This window comes from Citrobacter pasteurii (assembly GCF_019047765.1).
Taxonomy (GTDB): domain Bacteria; phylum Pseudomonadota; class Gammaproteobacteria; order Enterobacterales; family Enterobacteriaceae; genus Citrobacter; species Citrobacter pasteurii.
Map to the genome: position 1 here is coordinate 3965066 of NZ_CP077262.1, position 17917 is coordinate 3982982.

Consider the following 17917-nt stretch of genomic DNA (forward strand, 5'->3'; position numbering starts at 1 on the left):
GATGAAAAAACTCATGATTGGCTTACTGAGCCTCGCCTGTGTTTTCAGCGCCCACTCCGCCGACCGCCTGGTAGTAGCGGGCGGATCGCTTAGCGAACTGATTTACGCCATGGGCGTCGGCAACCGGGTGGTCGGCGTCGATGAAACCACCTCGTACCCGCCCGAAACTGCCGCACTCCCGCATATCGGCTACTGGAAGCAGTTAAGCAGCGAGGGCATTTTATCACTGCATCCGGACAGCTTTATCACCTGGCAGGATGCAGGCCCTCAAATCGTTTTGGATCAACTTAGGGCGCAAAAAGTTAACGTCGTGACGTTGCCGCGCGTCCCGGCCACCGTTGAGCAGATGTACGCCAACATTCGGGAACTGGCTCAAACCCTGCGCATTCCTGAACAAGGTGAGACGTTGATCGATCGCATACGTCAACGTCTGGATCGCGTTCAGCACAGCGTGGCAGCGAAAAACGCGCCGGTCAAAGCCATGTTCATTCTCTCCGCTGGCGGCAGCGCGCCACAGGTCGCCGGCAAGGGTAGCGTTGCCGATGCCATTATGACCCTCGCGGGCGCACAAAATGTCGCCACTCACGCGCAGTACAAAAGCTACAGCGCGGAATCGCTGATCGCGGCCAACCCGGAGGTCATCGTGGTGACGTCGCAAATGGTGGATGGCGATCTGAATCGTCTGAGCGCAATCGCCGGTATTACCCACACTGCAGCCTGGAAAAATCAGCGCATTGTGGCGGTAGACCAGGCGCTGATTCTGGGAATGGGGCCGCGCGTCGCCGATGCGGTTGAAGCCCTGCACCAGCAATTCTGGCCTCACTAACTGGATTTATAAAGAACAATGAAAACTGAACACTCGCTGGATCTCACCGCGCATTTTGCGCTCGAGGGAAGTCAGCCCTTTAAGGACAGGCGCGCCACCATGCCCTGGCGCGGCGCGATCCCGGTTGCCAAAGAGCTATTGTCACAAACCTGGCAGGATGTCATCAGCCAGCCCACCCCGCCGCGTAAACGGTTGGTGTATTTGCATATCCCTTTTTGTGCAACCCATTGTACTTTCTGTGGGTTTTATCAAAACCGCTTTGAAGAGGATCACTGCGCCCGCTACACCAACGCGCTATTACGCGAAATTGAGATGGAAGCCGATAGCGCATTACATCAGTCGGCCCCGATTCACGCCGTCTATTTTGGCGGCGGTACACCGTCTGCGCTGTCGGCACGGGATCTGGCCAGAATCATCACTGCGCTACGAGAAAAGTTACCGCTGGCACCGGACTGCGAAATCACCATTGAGGGACGGGTGCTCAATTTTGACGACGCCCGAATCGATGCCTGCCTTGACGCGGGCGCCAATCGGTTTTCGATCGGTATTCAGTCTTTCAACAGCCGGATCCGCAAGAAAATGGCGCGCACCTCGGACGGCCCGACCGCAATTGCCTTTATGCAGGGGCTGGTAAAACGGGATCGAGCCGCCGTGGTCTGCGATCTGCTGTTTGGTCTGCCAGGACAGGACGCCAAACTGTGGGGCGACGATCTGGCGATTGCCCGCGACATCGGCCTCGACGGCGTAGATCTTTATGCGTTGAACCTGATCCCCAATACGCCGCTTGGCAAAGCGGTTGAAACCGGGCGCACAACGGTTCCCTCCCCTGCCGAACGTCGCGATCTCTATCTTCAGGGCTGCGATTTTATGGACAGCGCGGGCTGGCGCTGCATCAGCAACAGCCACTGGGCGCGCACCACGCGGGAACGCAATCTGTACAACCTGCTGATTAAACAGGGAGCAGACTGTCTGGCATTCGGCTCTGGCGCAGGGGGGTCGGTCAATGGCTATTCCTGGATGGTCGAGCGCAATCTGACCACATGGCATGAATCCATCGCCGCCGGAAAAAAACCGCTCATGATGATGATGCGAACCGCCGAGCGGGGTTTCCAGTGGCGACACACCCTCCAGGCCGGCATTGAAACGGCCCGCGTCCCGCTGGATGAACTGACGCCTCATGCACAAAAACTGATCCCGCTACTGACCCAGTGGCATCACGCAGGACTGACGCGAGATGCCAGCACCTGTTTGCGCCTGACCAATGAAGGGCGTTTTTGGGCGAGCAATATTTTGCAGTCTCTTGATGAACTGATTCAGGCACTTAACGCGCCGCGTATTGCGGTAGAGCAACCATAAAAGGAGTGAAGTATGAGCCATGTCTCTTTACAGGATTTTTTGAAAACTGAGCCGGACGGTACGCTGGAAGCTATCGCAGCCCAGTACAACACCACGCTGCTGGAGGTGGTGAAAAATCTCCCCTCCCCGACGCTGGTTTCCGGCAGTCAATTTGATACCGTCTGGGAAACCGTCAGCGAATGGGGCAAAGTCACCACCCTGGTCCATACTGCTGATGTCATTCTGGAATTCACGGGTGAATTACCTTCAGGATTCCACCGCCACGGTTACTTCAACCTGCGCGGCAAAAAAGGCATGACCGGTCATATCAAGGCAGAAAACTGCACGCATATCGCCCTGATTGAACGCAAATTTATGGGCATGGACACCGCGTCCATTCTCTTCTTTAACCAGGCGGGTAGCGCTATGTTCAAAATTTTCCTCGGTCGGGATGAGCATCGCCAGCTACTGGCCGAGCAGGTCAGCGCCTTTCACGCGCTGTCTTCATCCTTAAAGGAACATGCCTGATGGCTCCATGGCTCATTTTTGGTGCGGGTGGTAGCGGCGTCGGCGCGAAAACGCTGGCACTCGCACTGGCGGAACAACGTCCGGTGATTGCCGTCGTTCGCAACGCGCAGATCGCTGCCGGGTTGCAGGAAAAAGGTGTGCAGGTCTTCATTGGCGACGCCTGCGACAGCCAGGTCACCGCCTGTGCCTGTCGCGCAGCGGGTCAACATGCCACGGTGATCTCCTCCATGGGCGGTGCCCAGGATTATCTGGCGCACAGAACCGTCATTGATGAAGCAGAAAAAGCGGAGATCAAACGCATGATTCTGGTGACTTCGCTTGGCTGTGGCGACAGTTGGCCCTTTTTGTCCCCACGCGCCAGGGCCGCATTTGGTCAGGCGGTACGGGAAAAATCGTTGGCTGAAAGCTGGCTACAAACCAGTCAACTGGACTACGCCATTCTCCGCCCCGGCGGTTTGCTGAACGGTGCAGCCACAGGTCAGGCGCAACGGATACAGGCCGAGGAGTGCCATGGTTTTGTGATGCGTGCAGATGTTGCAAAGCACATTCACGAGCTGGCTACAGCCCCGTCACTCAATAACCAGATTTACAGTTTGGTTGAGCCAGGACTCAAACCCGCGTAAACCCCTCGCGGCGCGGGAACTTCGCGCCGCAAAGACGTTATGGAGCGTTGCGTGCTTAAGGACTCGCTTTCTTCCGTCAGCATTCTGACGGGTCTTTCTCTGTTGTTGGTCGCTCTGATGCTCTTCGGAGCCAGCCAGGGGGCGCTGAACATTAGCTTCAGCGCGCTGTTCAACGACGAATACCGTGACATTTGGTTGAACATCCGCTTGCCCCGCGTGTTGCTGGCCGTGCTGGTAGGCGCGGCGCTGGCGACGGCAGGGGTTATCATGCAGGGGCTTTTTCGCAATCCGATGGCCGATCCTGGCCTGCTTGGCGTCAGTAGCGGCTCCGCGCTGATGGTCGGCATCGCGATCGTTATCCCCTTTTCGTTTCCCGTGGTGCTAGTGCTGTATGAGCAGATGATTTTTGCCGTCGCGGGCAGCATGGTGGTCTGCACGATTATTTTCCTGATAAGCCAGCGTCATAGCCACGGCGGAATGATGCAACTGCTGTTAGCCGGTATCGCTATCAATGCTCTGTGCGGTTCGGCTATTGGCGTACTGAGCTATGTGGGCGACGAGCAGCAACTACGTCAACTTACGCTGTGGATGATGGGCAATCTCGGCCAGGCCCAGTGGCCAACGCTGCTGGTCGCCAGCACGTTTGTTCTTCCAGCCATTGCTGTCACCGTTTGTATGGCGGGAACCCTTAATTTGCTGCAACTGGGCGATGAAGAGGCGCATTACCTCGGCGTAAACGTCAAACGTAAGCGTCAGAAATTACTGTTACTCAGCTCGCTACTGGTTGGCGCTGCCGTTGCCGTCAGCGGCGTAATTGGCTTTATTGGCCTGGTGATCCCGCATCTGATCAGAATGACTACCGGCGCCGATCATCGCTGGTTGATTCCCTGTTCTACGCTGGCGGGCGCCTGTCTACTCCTGATTGCCGATACGCTGGCCCGTACTCTGGTGCAGCCTGCCGAAATGCCCGTTGGCCTGTTAACCAGCCTGATCGGAGGACCGTATTTTCTGTGGTTAATACTGCGTAGCCGGAGGGTGTCATGATCGTTGCTGAAAATCTGGTTTACCACATTCAGGGCAGACGATTGACCGATGATGTTTCCCTGACGCTACCTGAAGGAGAGATTATCGCGATTCTGGGCCCGAATGGCGCCGGGAAATCGACGCTGCTACGCCAGCTCACGGGTTATCTGCAACCTCACAGTGGGCGCTGTAGCTTATTCGGCAAGCCGCTGGACGAGTGGTCAATCACCGAGCTGGCAAAAACCCGTGCGGTGATGCGCCAGAACAGTCATATGGCTTTCCCGTTTAGCGTGCAGGAGGTCATTCGCATGGGCAGGCATCCGTATCGTACGTGCAACACCGGCGATGAAACGGAACACATCATGGCGTTGTGTGATTGCCAGGCGTTGGCCGCGCGCGATTATCGGCACCTGTCGGGAGGAGAGCAACAGCGGGTACAGTTGGCACGTCTGCTGGTTCAGCTTTGGGAACCCGAGCCTCGACCCAAATGGTTGTTTCTCGATGAACCCACCTCCGCCCTGGATATTCACCACCAGCAGCACCTTTTTCGTCTGCTGCGTCGTCTGGTGCGCGAACGGCAGTTTAGCGTCTGCTGCGTCCTGCACGATCTCAACCTCGCGGCGCGTTATGCCGACCGCGTGGTACTGATGGAACGCGGCAGGATAGTTGATAACGGGTATCCACAGGATGTCCTGAAGCAACGGGCGCTGAACGCGCTGTATGGTGCCGATCTCACGGTCATAAATGAACCGGAGCATCGAACGCCGCTTATCGTCCTCAATCAATAACAGACCGGGAACGCTCTGACGTTCCCGTTTTTTCCCCCTTCGCCCCCTTTTTTCATCTTTTCTAAAAACGCCCTTGACCTTCCCCTTGCTGGAAGGTTTAACCTTTATCACAGTCAGTTAATCCTGCAATGAAGGAGTTGGTTATGTCTCAAACAATCGATCTAACCCTGGACGGTTTGTCCTGTGGTCACTGCGTAAAACGCGTTAAAGAAAGTCTCGAACAACGTCCGGATGTTGAGCAAGCGGATGTCACCGTGACAGAGGCGCATGTTACCGGGAGCGCCAGCGCAGAAGCGCTGATTGAAACCATCAAACAAGCCGGTTACGGGGCGGAGTTAAGCCACCCAAAGGCTAAACCGCTGACGGAGTCAACAATCCCGTCGGAAGCACTGGCAGCGGTCCCTTCCGAGCTTCCGGCAGCTACGGCTGATGATGACAGCCAACAGTTGCTGTTAAACGGCATGAGCTGCGCCAGTTGTGTGACCCGTGTACAAAATGCATTGCAAAGCGTACCGGGTGTCACGCAGGCACGGGTAAACCTGGCGGAGCGCACTGCGCTGGTAATGGGCAGTGCATCCGCTGCAGATTTAGTGCAGGCGGTGGAAAAAGCCGGCTACGGTGCGGAAGCGATCGAAGACGACGCTAAGCGTCGCGAACGCCAGCAGGAAACCGCCGTTGCGACCATGAAACGTTTTCGCTGGCAGGCGGCGGTTGCGCTGTTGCTGGGTGTCCCGGTCATGGTATGGGGAATGATTGGCGATAACATGATGGTGAGTGCCGACAACCGTAGCCTGTGGCTGGCAATTGGTCTGGCAACACTCGCCGTGATGGTCTTCGCAGGCGGTCACTTCTACCGCAGCGCGTGGAAAAGCCTGATGAACGGCACCGCAACCATGGATACACTGGTCGCGCTGGGCACGGGAGTCGCCTGGCTCTATTCCATGAGCGTAAACCTCTGGCCGCAATGGTTCCCAATGGAAGCACGGCATCTCTATTATGAAGCCAGTGCCATGATTATCGGTCTGATTAACCTTGGCCATATGCTGGAAGCGCGCGCCCGCCAACGCTCTTCCAAAGCGCTGGAAAAACTACTCGATTTAACACCGCCAACCGCACGTGTCGTGACCGATGACGGTGAAAAAAACGTGCCGCTGGCCGATGTGCAGGCAGGCATGTTGCTACGTCTGACTACCGGCGATCGCGTTCCGGTAGATGGCGAAATCACCCAGGGCGAGGCCTGGCTGGATGAAGCAATGCTGACCGGTGAGCCTATCCCGCAGCAAAAAGGTGAAGGCGATAGCGTCCACGCCGGTACGGTCGTCCAGGATGGCAGCGTACTGTTTCGCGCCAGCGCTGTTGGTAGCCACACCACGCTGTCGCGCATTATTCGCATGGTGCGTCAGGCGCAAAGCAGTAAGCCCGAGATTGGCAAACTGGCCGACCGTATCTCCTCGGTGTTCGTTCCGGTGGTGGTGGTGATTGCGCTGGTGAGTGCAGCAATTTGGTACTTCTTTGGCCCGGCGCCACAAATTGTTTATACGCTGGTGATTGCCACCACCGTCCTGATTATTGCCTGTCCTTGTGCGCTGGGTCTGGCCACCCCCATGTCGATTATCTCCGGGGTTGGTCGTGCCGCTGAGTTTGGGGTACTGGTACGCGATGCCGATGCGCTGCAACGCGCCAGCACGCTCGATACTCTCGTCTTTGATAAGACAGGGACGCTGACTGAAGGCAAACCGCAGGTTGTCGCCATCAAAACGTTTGGCAATACCGACGAAGCGATGGCTGTTCGCCTGGCAGCCGCCCTTGAACAGGGTTCCAGCCATCCGCTGGCCCGGGCGATTCTGGACAAAGCGGGCGATGTTACGCTGCCGCAGGTCAACGGTTTCCGTACGCTGCGCGGGTTAGGCGTCAGCGGCGAGACCGAAGGTCATACGCTTCTGTTAGGCAACCAGGCGCTGCTCAATGAGCAGCAGGTCGACACCACAGAAATGGAGGCTGAAATCACCGCTCAGGCTTCCCAGGGCTCAACCCCGGTGCTGTTAGCCATTGACGGTAAAGCCGCGGCTCTGTTAGCGGTGCGTGATCCACTGCGCAGCGACAGCGTGGCAGCGCTCCAGCGCCTGCACCGCGCCGGGTATCGTCTGGTGATGCTCACAGGCGACAACCCAACGACCGCCAACGCCATTGCCAAAGAGGTGGGTATTGACGAGGTGATAGCGGGCGTACTGCCGGACGGTAAAGCGGAAGCGATTAAACGTCTGCAGAGCCAGGGACGTCAGGTCGCCATGGTCGGTGATGGCATTAACGATGCCCCAGCCCTGGCCCAGGCCGATGTGGGTATTGCCATGGGTGGCGGCAGCGATGTGGCGATTGAAACCGCTGCGATTACGCTGATGCGTCATAGCCTGATGGGCGTTGCCGATGCCCTGTCTATCTCGCGGGCAACGCTGCGCAATATGAAGCAGAACCTGCTCGGCGCGTTTATCTATAACAGCATCGGTATCCCCGTTGCCGCCGGGATCTTGTGGCCGTTCACCGGCACGCTGCTCAACCCGGTCGTTGCCGGAGCGGCGATGGCGCTCTCTTCTATTACCGTGGTGAGCAACGCCAACCGACTGCTGCGCTTCAAACCTAAAGAGTAACCCTTTGCCGGATGGCGCTGTCAACTGCGCTATCCGGCAATCACGCATTGCACCTTCCTGGACCACGCGCTAGCATGGAAGTCCACTTAGGGAGGTCGTATGGATTTGTTATACCGGGTAAAAGCATTATGGTCTGCACTGCGCGGTAACCATTATACCTGGCCGGCCATCGATATCTCTTTGCCTGGCAACCGCCATTTCCATCTGATTGGCAGTATTCATATGGGTAGCCGGGGTATGGCGCCTCTGCCTGCCAAATTACTCAAAAAGCTCAAGCATGCCGATGCGCTAATTGTCGAAGCCGATGTTTCCGGCGACGATGCTCCGTTTGCCAATCTTCCGGTTTTTGCCGCGCTGGAAGAACGCATCAGCGAAGAGCAGTTGCGCAATCTGCAAAAAGTTTCTGCCGATCTTGGTATTTCCCCTTCCCTGTTTTCGACTCAACCCCTGTGGCAAATAGCCATGATCTTACAAGCCACGCAGGCGCAACAGCTGGGATTACGGGCGGAATATGGCATTGACTACCAACTGCTCAAAGCGGCTAAACAGGCGCAAAAACCCATTATTGAACTGGAAGGCGCCTCCAGCCAAATCGACCTGTTATGCCAATTGCCTGATAACGGTTTGGCTTTGCTCGACGATACCCTGACGCACTGGCACACCAACGCCAGGCTGCTGCAACAAATGATGGGCTGGTGGCTTGAATCACCACCACAAAATGGCGCACTCACGTTACCCAACACATTCAGCCAGTCATTATATGACGTATTAATGCACCAGCGTAATGAGGCCTGGCGGGACAAACTCAAGGCAATGCCGGCAGGCCACTATGTGGTCGCAGTGGGCGCACTGCATCTGTATGGAGAGGGAAACTTACCGGAGATGATGCGATAAAAAAATGGCCAATATTTCTATTGGCCCGTCAAAGAGGAATTTCATCATTATTATTATGCCGACGCTTAAAGCATCGGTGTAGGTCGATTGTCGCTCAAAGTCATCATCCTGCCAATACTATTGCGCAAGATGGTACTATTTTTTCCACCGCCATCAGGCGTATGCTTATGACGTATTTTGTCTGGGCCAGGAAAAATTGCTATGACACCCGCCGTTAAACTACTCGAAAAAAACAAAATTTCTTTTCAGATCCACACCTACGATCACGATCCATCCGAGACCAACTTTGGCGACGAAGTGGTTCGTAAATTAGGGCTGAATGCGGATCAGGTCTACAAAACGCTGCTGGTTGCCGTGAATGGCGATATGAAACATCTGGCAGTCGCCGTCACACCGGTAGCCGGTCAACTGGATCTCAAAAAGGTCGCCAAAGCATTGGGCGCCAAAAAGGTCGATATGGCCGATCCCATGGTCGCGCAACGCACTACCGGCTATCTGGTAGGCGGTATTAGCCCGCTGGGGCAGAAAAAAAGATTGCCGACGCTTATCGATGCGCCTGCCCAAACGTTTGACACCATTTATGTTTCCGGCGGCAAACGCGGGCTGGATATCGAACTGGCAGCGAGCGATCTGGCGAAAATTCTGGATGCGAAATTCGCCGATATCGCCCGCCGGGATTAAGCGGTTATAGAATGAATGCCTGATGGCGCGCAGCTTTAAGGCCTACAAATCGCACTGACCTGTAGGCCGGATAAGGTGCCAGCACCGCCATCCGGCACTCCGCCCTGTTACTGCCAGCTCACCTCACCCTTAGGCTCATACGCACTGGCATCCAGCGGTGAGTTCTTCTGCACGTACTCCTTCAGCACTTCCGCATCGATAAACCCGGTATTCACATAGCCTGGTTTGTTATCAATACGCGGATAGCCATCACCGCCGGTGGCGTTGAAGCTCAGCGTTGCCATACGATAGGTTTTGGCTGGGTCAACAGGTTCGCCTTTGATTTTCAAATCGTTAAACTTGCCGTCTTTCGCTACAAAGCTGACGTTGGCAAACTGCGGATAGGCCCCGGAGTCCGGCTTCATTTGCGCCACCGCGGTCAGATAGTCAATCACTTCTTTCCCGCTCATATCGGCATACACCACAATGTTGCCAAACGGTTGTACCTTCAGCACACTCTTGTAGGTGATATCACCGCCTTCAATGGAATCACGAATCCCCCCACCGCTCATCACGCCAAAATCAGCGCCAGTGCGTGCCATTTGCGCAGCGAGCAGCAAGTGCCCCATGTTAGTCTGCACGAAACGCACTTTGCTACGGTCGCCTTCGAGGCGCGCATTGACGCTGCCAATTTTGACATCCAACTGCGCTTTACCTTTATTCTGGAACGGCGTCAGCAGCGAAAGCATTTGCTGATTTTCAGCAATCTCCGGGGTGTAGAGTACGCGCTCACTTTTACCGTTATCCCAGGTCACTTTTTTCTTCAGGTTTACCGGAATGAGTTGATAGTTGACCATTTTCATTTCGCCATTGCGGAACTCAAAGTCCGCCCGGCCGACATATTTACCCCACTCATGCGCCTGCACAATCCAGATACCGTTTTGCTTATCCGGCGCACACGGTGTCCCCGGGACGTAATCCACCTGCTTTTTGTTTTCCGCAGCCATACACACCGGATCCTGTGAGTGACCACCCACAATCATTGCCAGCGAACCTGCTGGCAGGCTGCGCGCCATTTCCACATCGCCAGGGGCGTTCGAGCCGTGATTGCCATTGTCATAATGTCCCATATGGGTGGTGGCAATAATGATGTCAGGCTTTTCCCCCATATTCAGTTCCTGAATAACCAGTTTGGCTTCATCGGCAGGTTTACGGAATTCGATATCGGTAAAGAACTCGGGGTTGCCAATTTTCGCCGTATCGTCAGTGGTTAAACCGAGTACGGCAATTTTTAAATCCTGGCGCTTAAAGATGGCCCACGGCTTAAATAAACGCTCGCCGGTGCTTTTCTGATAAATATTGGCTGAGAGAAACGGAAATTTGGACCATTTTTCCTGCTGGCGCAATACGGTCAGCGGATTATCAAACTCGTGGTTACCGACCGCCATCGCGTCATAGCCAATCAGGTTCATGCCGCGAAAATCAGGTTCCGCATCCTGCAGATCGGACTCCGGTACGCCGGTATTAATGTCACCGCCGGAAAGCAGCAGTACGCTGCCTCCGTCCTCAGCCACCTCTTTACGAATACCGTCCACCAGCGTTTTTTGCGCCGCCAGCCCGTATTCCCCATATTCGCTACGCCAGAAGTGACCGTGATGATCGTTGGTATGCAGAATGGTGATTTTATAGGTTTTATCTTTTTCGTACGCCTGAGCAGGCTGACCTGCCAGCGCAAATGCGGCTAATAGCGCCAGCGCCACGCCCCGTTTTAAAAACTTCATATTTCTCTCCCTGAGCCAAAATCAACGACTGAAATTACAATGATATGAAATAATAGTCGAAAATGTTTTCAGAAATGAGACTTCCTTCAAACACCTTCCGCAGGTATGTTAGTCAGGTAATAATAACAAATTAGATTACCCTCATAATCGCAACCAAACAGAAGTGACTTTCTATGGCAATAAGTGAACCAACCCAGCCAGCGGCTGGCGCGTCAGCGTCGGTTGCTAAAGCACGCACCTCATTTGGCATTTTAGGGGCAATCAGCCTCTCCCATCTGCTAAACGATATGATCCAGTCGCTGATTCTGGCGATTTATCCGCTTTTGCAGTCAGAGTTCTCGCTGACGTTTATGCAGATAGGGATGATTACCCTGACCTTCCAGCTTGCTTCCTCGCTGCTACAACCGGTCGTGGGTTACTGGACGGACAAATATCCGATGCCGTGGTCGCTGCCCATTGGGATGTGCTTCACACTGAGCGGGCTTGTTTTGCTGGCCATGGCCGGCAGCTTCCATATGGTACTGCTCGCTGCGGCGCTGGTCGGTACTGGTTCATCGGTATTTCACCCGGAATCGTCCCGCGTGGCGCGTATGGCCTCCGGCGGTCGCCACGGCCTTGCCCAGTCGATTTTCCAGGTTGGTGGTAACTTCGGTAGCTCTTTGGGACCGTTGCTGGCGGCTGTCATCATCGCGCCATATGGTAAGGGTAATGTGGCCTGGTTCGTACTGGCAGCATTATTAGCGATTGTCGTCCTGGCGCAAATCAGCCGTTGGTATGCCGCGCAGCATCGGATGAGTAAAGGAAAGCCGAAGGTCGCCATCGTTAATCCGTTGCCGCGTAATAAAGTGGTTCTGGCGGTAAGCATTCTGCTGGTGCTGATTTTCTCCAAATACTTCTATATGGCGAGCATTAGCAGCTACTACACCTTTTATCTGATGCAAAAATTCGGATTATCGGTACAAAATGCCCAGTTTCATCTGTTTGCCTTCCTGTTTGCCGTCGCAGCCGGAACGGTAATTGGTGGACCATTGGGTGATAAAATTGGTAGAAAATATGTTATTTGGGGCTCTATCCTCGGTGTAGCACCATTTACCCTCGTTTTACCCTACGCAACGCTGGAATGGACCGGGATTTTAATCGTGATCATTGGTTTTATCCTCGCATCAGCGTTTTCTGCCATTCTGGTCTATGCACAGGAGCTGCTTCCTGGGCGTATCGGCATGGTTTCTGGGCTATTTTTCGGTTTTGCCTTCGGCATGGGTGGCTTGGGAGCCGCGGTGTTAGGGCTGATTGCCGACCATACCAGTATCGATTTGGTCTACAAAATATGTGCTTTCCTGCCACTTCTGGGGATACTGACCATATTCTTACCTGATAACCGACATAAAGCCTGATTTTCTGACGGCCAAAGGTAAACTTTGGTCGTCATCACTTACAGTGACCATCAGCGTTTGCCTCAAACATCCCCCCGTAGTTTTCCGATCCGTGCTTTTTTTCCTTTAAAATCCTGTTTTCATCAAAATTCAATAATTATTCATAAACATAAACTTCAAAATTGTCATAAACTATTACTCGGAATTTGGGTTTTCAGGATCAACACAGCAACCAAAGGAGACGGAATGCATCACGCCACCCCGCTTATCACCACCATTGTCGGCGGCCTTGTGCTCGCTTTTATATTAGGCATGATTGCCAATAAACTACGTATTTCTCCTCTGGTGGGATATCTGTTAGCGGGCGTTCTGGCCGGTCCATTTACTCCTGGTTTTGTTGCTGATACCAAACTCGCACCTGAACTGGCTGAGCTTGGCGTGATCCTGTTAATGTTCGGCGTCGGGCTGCACTTTTCCCTGAAGGATTTGATGGCGGTAAAGGCTATCGCCATTCCCGGCGCGATTGCCCAGATAGCGGTAGCAACGCTGCTGGGCATGGCGCTTTCAGCGGTGATGGGCTGGTCGCTGATGGTCGGTATCGTCTTTGGGCTGTGTCTTTCAACCGCCAGTACCGTGGTACTGTTACGTGCGCTTGAAGAACGGCAGCTCATTGACAGCCAGCGCGGGCAAATTGCCATTGGCTGGCTGATTGTCGAAGACCTGATGATGGTGCTGACGCTGGTTCTCCTGCCTGCTGTCGCCGGAATGCTGGAAAAAGGAAACGTCGGCTTTACTTCGCTGGCCGTCGATATGGGCATTACCATCGGCAAGGTAGTGGCATTTATCGCCATTATGATGCTGGTGGGTCGTCGCCTGGTACCGTGGATTATGGCACGCAGCGCCGCTACCGGGTCACGCGAGCTGTTTACCCTGTCAGTTCTCGCCCTCGCCTTAGGTATCGCCTTTGGCGCAGTGGAACTGTTCGATGTCTCCTTTGCGCTGGGCGCATTCTTCGCCGGTATGGTGCTGAATGAATCAGAACTGAGTCACCGCGCGGCGCACGATACCCTACCGCTGCGCGATGCGTTCGCCGTACTGTTCTTCGTTTCCGTCGGGATGCTGTTCGATCCGTTAGTCCTGATCCAACAGCCGCTGGCAGTGCTGGGCACGCTGGCGATTATCATCTTTGGTAAATCCCTTGCCGCCTATTTCCTGGTGCGCCTGTTTGGCCACTCCCAACGCACAGCGCTCACCATTGCCACCAGCCTGGCGCAAATTGGTGAGTTTGCCTTTATCCTGGCGGGTCTGGGAATGGCGTTAAACCTGCTGCCACAGGCAGGACAGAATCTGGTGCTGGCGGGGGCTATCCTGTCCATTATGCTCAACCCGGTACTGTTTGCTGTATTAGAGAAATATCTCGCCAAAACCGAAACGCTGGAAGAGCAGACGCTGGAAGAGGCTATCGAAGAAGAGAAGCAGATCCCGGTTGATATTTGTAATCATGCACTGCTGGTCGGTTTTGGTCGTGTCGGCAGCCTGCTGGGTGAGAAACTGATGGCAGCAGGGATCCCGTTGGTGGTTATCGAAACCTCACGAACCCGGGTGGATGAACTGCGCGAGCGTGGGATCCGGGCGGTGCTGGGCAACGCCGCCAACGAGGAAATTATGAATCTGGCGCACCTGGATTGCGCACGCTGGCTGCTGCTGACCATTCCAAATGGTTACGAAGCAGGTGAGATTGTTGCTTCAGCTCGTGAGAAGTGCCCGTCGATTGAGATTATCGCCCGCGCGCATTATGACGATGAGGTGGAATACATTACCGAGCGTGGCGCCAATCAGGTGGTCATGGGGGAGCGTGAAATCGCCCGCACCATGCTGGAGATGATTGAAACGCCGCCTGCCGGTGAAGTTGCTACTGCCAGTTAATGTTACGTGCCGGATGGCGGCGTAAAACGCCTTATCCGGCCTACATATTGCTACGCGTAGGCCCGATAAGCGTAGCGCCATCAGGCAAGAACTCAGCGATCCCAGTACGACTCTTCGAGACTGTCTTCACGTTCCGGCAAACCGCGCGTCAGACGTGGGGAATGCTGGTTCAGCACCTGATAACTCACGCGGTTAGCATATTTACACACCTGCGCTAATGACGAATAGGTCAGCCAGGTGAACTTGTGCTTGCTGGAGTTAGGCACGTTGCTGCGGTGATAGCTGTTAGCGGTAATATCATGCAGCAATGCCGCCAGTGCGCCGTCGCCAGCACCGTTGGTATTCATGATCTTTTCTGGCCCGCCCATATACGGCGCGATGTGCGAATATACACGCAGCGGATGAGTACAGTCTTTATGACGCATGGCGCGGCTAAACTCGTACTGGTTGAATTCGGCAATCGCTCCAGGCAGCAGTGGATGCTGGGTTTTACGTTTGACTTCTTCTTCCGTAAAGCCCGCCATATACAGACCTGCCGGGCCCGCAGTGCATAGCACCAGATCCACCCAGTCCAGCGCCTTGTCAGACGCCAGCAGCGGATCGTTTTCACCGGTCAGCGCTTCAGCTTCTTCTTCGTTCATCGCCAGAATAGAGACATTCTCTTTCAGAAATTCCTGCCACCACTGTGGGTTATCCGCAATAACGAATTTAGTTCCCAGCGTCAGTACCACCGGCACATTGTGTTTTTTGGCATATTCAATCGCCTTCATGGTCGCTTCCGGCATCGGCTCGCCCGGCTCGCAGCGCACCAGATAGGACGTCAGCACCAGCGCGGATGCACCGGCAATGACCGATTCAGGGATGCTATCCGCCCGCAGTTTGTTCATATGTCCGGGGCTGATGGCGAAGGTACGCTCTCCGGATTCGCCAATCAGCGTAAAGCAGCGGCCAATCGGTCCATTAACGCCTTGCAGGTAGTTCAGATCGGTACGGCTGGAGGTATTGCATAAATAGCGGTACGCATAGCTGCCAATCTCGATATTGCTGCACATCACGCCCAGCAGCACCGAGCGATCATCCGCCAGCACGGAGTAGTTGTGCATAGTGTTACCGATGGTGCCGCCTGCAAACTGATGGGTGATCAGGTTTTCGCGTACCAGTTCCTGGTAGAGCGCTTCCGCAACATCATCTTCAATCACCAGAGAGTGCCCGGCGCTTAATCCATAACGTTTTACAAAATCATCATCCACTTTGGCTTCAATATCGACCAGCGTTTGGTCGATACCGACAACCCAGGCCGCGCTGGTTTCATTTTCTGGCTGAATTTGTTGCAGCAACGGATCGCGCGCGCTGACGGGAAAATAGTGTTTGGATTTACGTTTACCGGGAAATTTCATGGTCGATTATATGGGTGGTTAACTGAGCGATGCATGGTAGCACATTACCTGATATGCATGCGATGCGGCGCTAAGTTTCAATATCGGACGGCGGGATCGCAGTTTATCCGCTCTCAGTTTCTACAATAAATCATCGTCCACAAGGAGCGTTTTATGAAGCCGGAAAACAAAATCCCCGTACTCGACAAAATTTCGGATGAAATGAAAAGCGTGGTGAATTTTCATCGCGACGATTTGCCGCCGTGGCCCGCTGCCGATGACTTCGTGGCCCAGCGCCAACACTACATTCATGAACGGCGACTGTGGAATGCCGATGCCCCGCAGATACCTACCCGCGAATGCGTGATTTCTACCGCCTGCGGCCCCGTTGCCACACGCATCTACGCTCCGCAGCCCCAAAGCCAGGCGACGCTGTATTACCTGCACGGCGGCGGTTTTATTCTCGGTAATCTGGATACCCACGACCGTATTATGCGCTTACTGGCGCACTACACCCAGTGCACGGTGATCGGCATCGACTATTCGCTGGCGCCAGAAGCCCGTTACCCACAAGCTATCGAAGAGATCGTCGCCGTTTGCCAGTACTATCATCAACATGCTGGCGACTATCCCCTCAATATCAATACGATTGGTTTTGCGGGCGATTCCGCCGGCGCGATGCTGGCGCTAGCCAGCACTCTGTGGCTGCGAGACAACAACATTACCTGCGGCAAGGTGGCTGGCGTGCTGTTGTGGTATGGGCTTTACGGGCTGCAGGATTCACTGAGCCGACGGCTGATGGGCGGCGCGTGGGATGGTTTAACCCGCGAGGACTTGCAGATGTACGAAAACGCGTACCTACGTAGCGCTGACGATCGCGAGTCACCGTACTATTGCCTGTTTAACAACGATCTGACGCGCGACGTACCGCCGTGTTTTATCGCCGGTGCGGAGTTCGATCCGCTGATTGACGATAGCCGCTTATTATTCCAGACGTTACAGGCGCATCAGCAGCCCTGCCAGTACAAAATGTATCCCGGCACGCTGCACGCCTTCCTGCACTATTCCCGGATGATGAAAACCGCCGACGATGCCCTGCAGGACGGCGCGCGTTACTTCAGGGCGCAGCTTTAACGATAGGCGGCGGTCAGTTTAACCATCATTTCGATATGTTCCGGTGTGGCATTCAACGCCGGAATATATTCATATTGCTTACCGCCAGCCTCAAGGAAAATCTCCCGGTTCTGCACCGCTATCTCTTCCAGCGTTTCGAGACAATCAGCTGCGAAGCCCGGACACATAACCTGGATATGTCGGGTCCCTTTCTCCGCCAGCATTTTTAACGTTTCGTCGGTATACGGCGTCAGCCAGGGTTCGCGGCCAAAGCGAGACTGGAAGGTCATCATGACTTTTTCCGGCGGCAGACCCAGCGCTGAAACCAACTCACGCGTCGTATCGCGACAGCGCTGCGGGTAGTCATCGCCTTCATCGGCGTAGCGCTGCGGAATGCCGTGATAGGAGAGCAGCAGTAAATCAGGTTCGCCATGTTGAGCAAATGAATCCCGGGCACTCCTGGCCAGCGCATCAATGTAGCTGCTGTCATCGGCGTAATCACGAATAAATGAGACGCCTGGAATACCGCGTTTACGCGCTAAGATGCGCGCCAGCTCGTCCCAGACTGCCGCCACTGTCGAACAGGAATATTGCGGGTACAGCGGTAACACCACCATGTGTTCAACCCCGCTTGCCAGCAGTTCATCGACCGCGCTTTCGAGCGACGGCGAACCGTAGCTCATCCCCAGTGCGACAGGCGTATCCGGCAGACGTTGTGCCAGCGCCTGCTGTTGCGCCTTGCTGTAGACCATCAGCGGAGAACCGTCTTCCATCCAGATTGACTGGTACAGTTTTGCCACACGCGGCGCTCGCAGCGGCAAAATCACACCACGCAGCAACGGCCACCACAGTGCAGGGGACGTATCGACTACGCGTTGATCGCTTAAAAACTGGCGCAGGTAGCGCTTAACGGCTTCGGGGGTTGGGGCATCGGGAGTGCCGAGGTTTGCCAGCAGGATACCGGTTTTCGTCTGACGCATTACCGCCTCTTATCGATTCAAATTGTTGATAATTGTAGCGGAAAAG

15 protein-coding genes are annotated in these 17917 nt (G+C 54.8%); 12 read left to right on the top strand and 3 right to left on the bottom strand.

Features of this window, described 5'->3' with window-relative positions; genetic code table 11:
- The first annotated feature begins 1 nt into the window (after window position 1).
- From I6L54_RS19290 to ybaK, 9 genes are all read left to right on the top strand, one after another.
- Window positions 2-826 (top strand): heme/hemin ABC transporter substrate-binding protein, encoded by an 825-nt coding sequence (locus I6L54_RS19290; protein ID WP_040232667.1) that lies wholly within the window; start codon window positions 2-4, stop codon window positions 824-826.
- A gap of 18 nt (window positions 827-844) precedes the next feature.
- Window positions 845-2182 carry a heme anaerobic degradation radical SAM methyltransferase ChuW/HutW gene (hutW, locus tag I6L54_RS19295; RefSeq protein WP_005125220.1) on the top strand — a complete coding sequence of 446 codons (1338 nt, stop codon included), beginning with the start codon at window positions 845-847 and terminating at the stop codon, window positions 2180-2182.
- A gap of 12 nt (window positions 2183-2194) precedes the next feature.
- Window positions 2195-2689 carry a heme utilization cystosolic carrier protein HutX gene (hutX, locus tag I6L54_RS19300; RefSeq protein ID WP_040232669.1) on the top strand — a complete coding sequence of 165 codons (495 nt, stop codon included), beginning with the start codon at window positions 2195-2197 and terminating at the stop codon, window positions 2687-2689.
- Window positions 2689-3312 carry an anaerobilin reductase gene (gene chuY / locus I6L54_RS19305; RefSeq protein ID WP_005125216.1) on the top strand — a complete coding sequence of 208 codons (624 nt, stop codon included), beginning with the start codon at window positions 2689-2691 and terminating at the stop codon, window positions 3310-3312. The genes hutX and chuY overlap by 1 nt, the downstream gene beginning before the upstream one ends.
- Window positions 3313-3363: 51 nt before the next feature.
- On the top strand, window positions 3364-4356 hold the full coding sequence (locus tag I6L54_RS19310) for a FecCD family ABC transporter permease (protein ID WP_005125215.1): 993 nt from the start codon (window positions 3364-3366) through the stop codon (window positions 4354-4356).
- Window positions 4353-5123 carry a heme ABC transporter ATP-binding protein gene (locus tag I6L54_RS19315; protein ID WP_005125214.1) on the top strand — a complete coding sequence of 257 codons (771 nt, stop codon included), beginning with the start codon at window positions 4353-4355 and terminating at the stop codon, window positions 5121-5123. The genes I6L54_RS19310 and I6L54_RS19315 overlap by 4 nt, the downstream gene beginning before the upstream one ends.
- Window positions 5124-5266: 143 nt before the next feature.
- Window positions 5267-7768: a copper-exporting P-type ATPase CopA gene (gene copA, locus I6L54_RS19320; protein ID WP_040232671.1), complete on the top strand. Its 2502-nt coding sequence runs from the start codon at window positions 5267-5269 to the stop codon at window positions 7766-7768.
- A gap of 99 nt (window positions 7769-7867) precedes the next feature.
- Window positions 7868-8662, top strand: a complete 795-nt coding sequence (locus I6L54_RS19325) for a TraB/GumN family protein (protein WP_005125211.1) — start codon at window positions 7868-7870, stop codon at window positions 8660-8662.
- Between the two features lie 201 nt (window positions 8663-8863).
- A complete protein-coding gene (gene ybaK, locus I6L54_RS19330; RefSeq protein ID WP_003021794.1) occupies window positions 8864-9343 on the top strand; it encodes a Cys-tRNA(Pro)/Cys-tRNA(Cys) deacylase YbaK in 480 nt (159 codons plus the stop codon).
- Between the two features lie 107 nt (window positions 9344-9450).
- On the opposite strand, the gene ushA is transcribed toward ybaK, so the two are convergent.
- A complete protein-coding gene (ushA, locus tag I6L54_RS19335; RefSeq protein ID WP_040232674.1) occupies window positions 9451-11103 on the bottom strand; it encodes a bifunctional UDP-sugar hydrolase/5'-nucleotidase UshA in 1653 nt (550 codons plus the stop codon).
- A gap of 173 nt (window positions 11104-11276) precedes the next feature.
- Here ushA and I6L54_RS19340 point away from each other — a divergent pair, with 173 nt between their 5' ends.
- Window positions 11277-12497 carry an MFS transporter gene (locus tag I6L54_RS19340; RefSeq protein ID WP_040232675.1) on the top strand — a complete coding sequence of 407 codons (1221 nt, stop codon included), beginning with the start codon at window positions 11277-11279 and terminating at the stop codon, window positions 12495-12497.
- A gap of 225 nt (window positions 12498-12722) precedes the next feature.
- Window positions 12723-14402, top strand: coding sequence for a YbaL family putative K(+) efflux transporter (gene ybaL, locus I6L54_RS19345; protein WP_005125207.1), 1680 nt, complete (start codon window positions 12723-12725; stop codon window positions 14400-14402).
- 92 nt (window positions 14403-14494) lie between these two features.
- Here the strand turns inward: ybaL and gsk are convergent, their stop codons facing one another.
- The gene (gene gsk, locus I6L54_RS19350) at window positions 14495-15799 is read right to left on the bottom strand and encodes an inosine/guanosine kinase (protein ID WP_040232677.1); all 1305 of its coding nucleotides are present in this window, start codon (window positions 15797-15799) and stop codon (window positions 14495-14497) included.
- A gap of 153 nt (window positions 15800-15952) precedes the next feature.
- Between gsk and aes the strand changes: the two genes are divergently transcribed.
- Window positions 15953-16912, top strand: coding sequence for an acetyl esterase (gene aes / locus I6L54_RS19355; protein ID WP_040232678.1), 960 nt, complete (start codon window positions 15953-15955; stop codon window positions 16910-16912).
- Here the strand turns inward: aes and hemH are convergent.
- Entirely contained in the window at window positions 16909-17871 is a 963-nt protein-coding gene (hemH, locus tag I6L54_RS19360) for a ferrochelatase (protein ID WP_040232679.1), read from the bottom strand. The genes aes and hemH overlap by 4 nt on opposite strands.
- Window positions 17872-17917 lie beyond the last annotated feature (46 nt).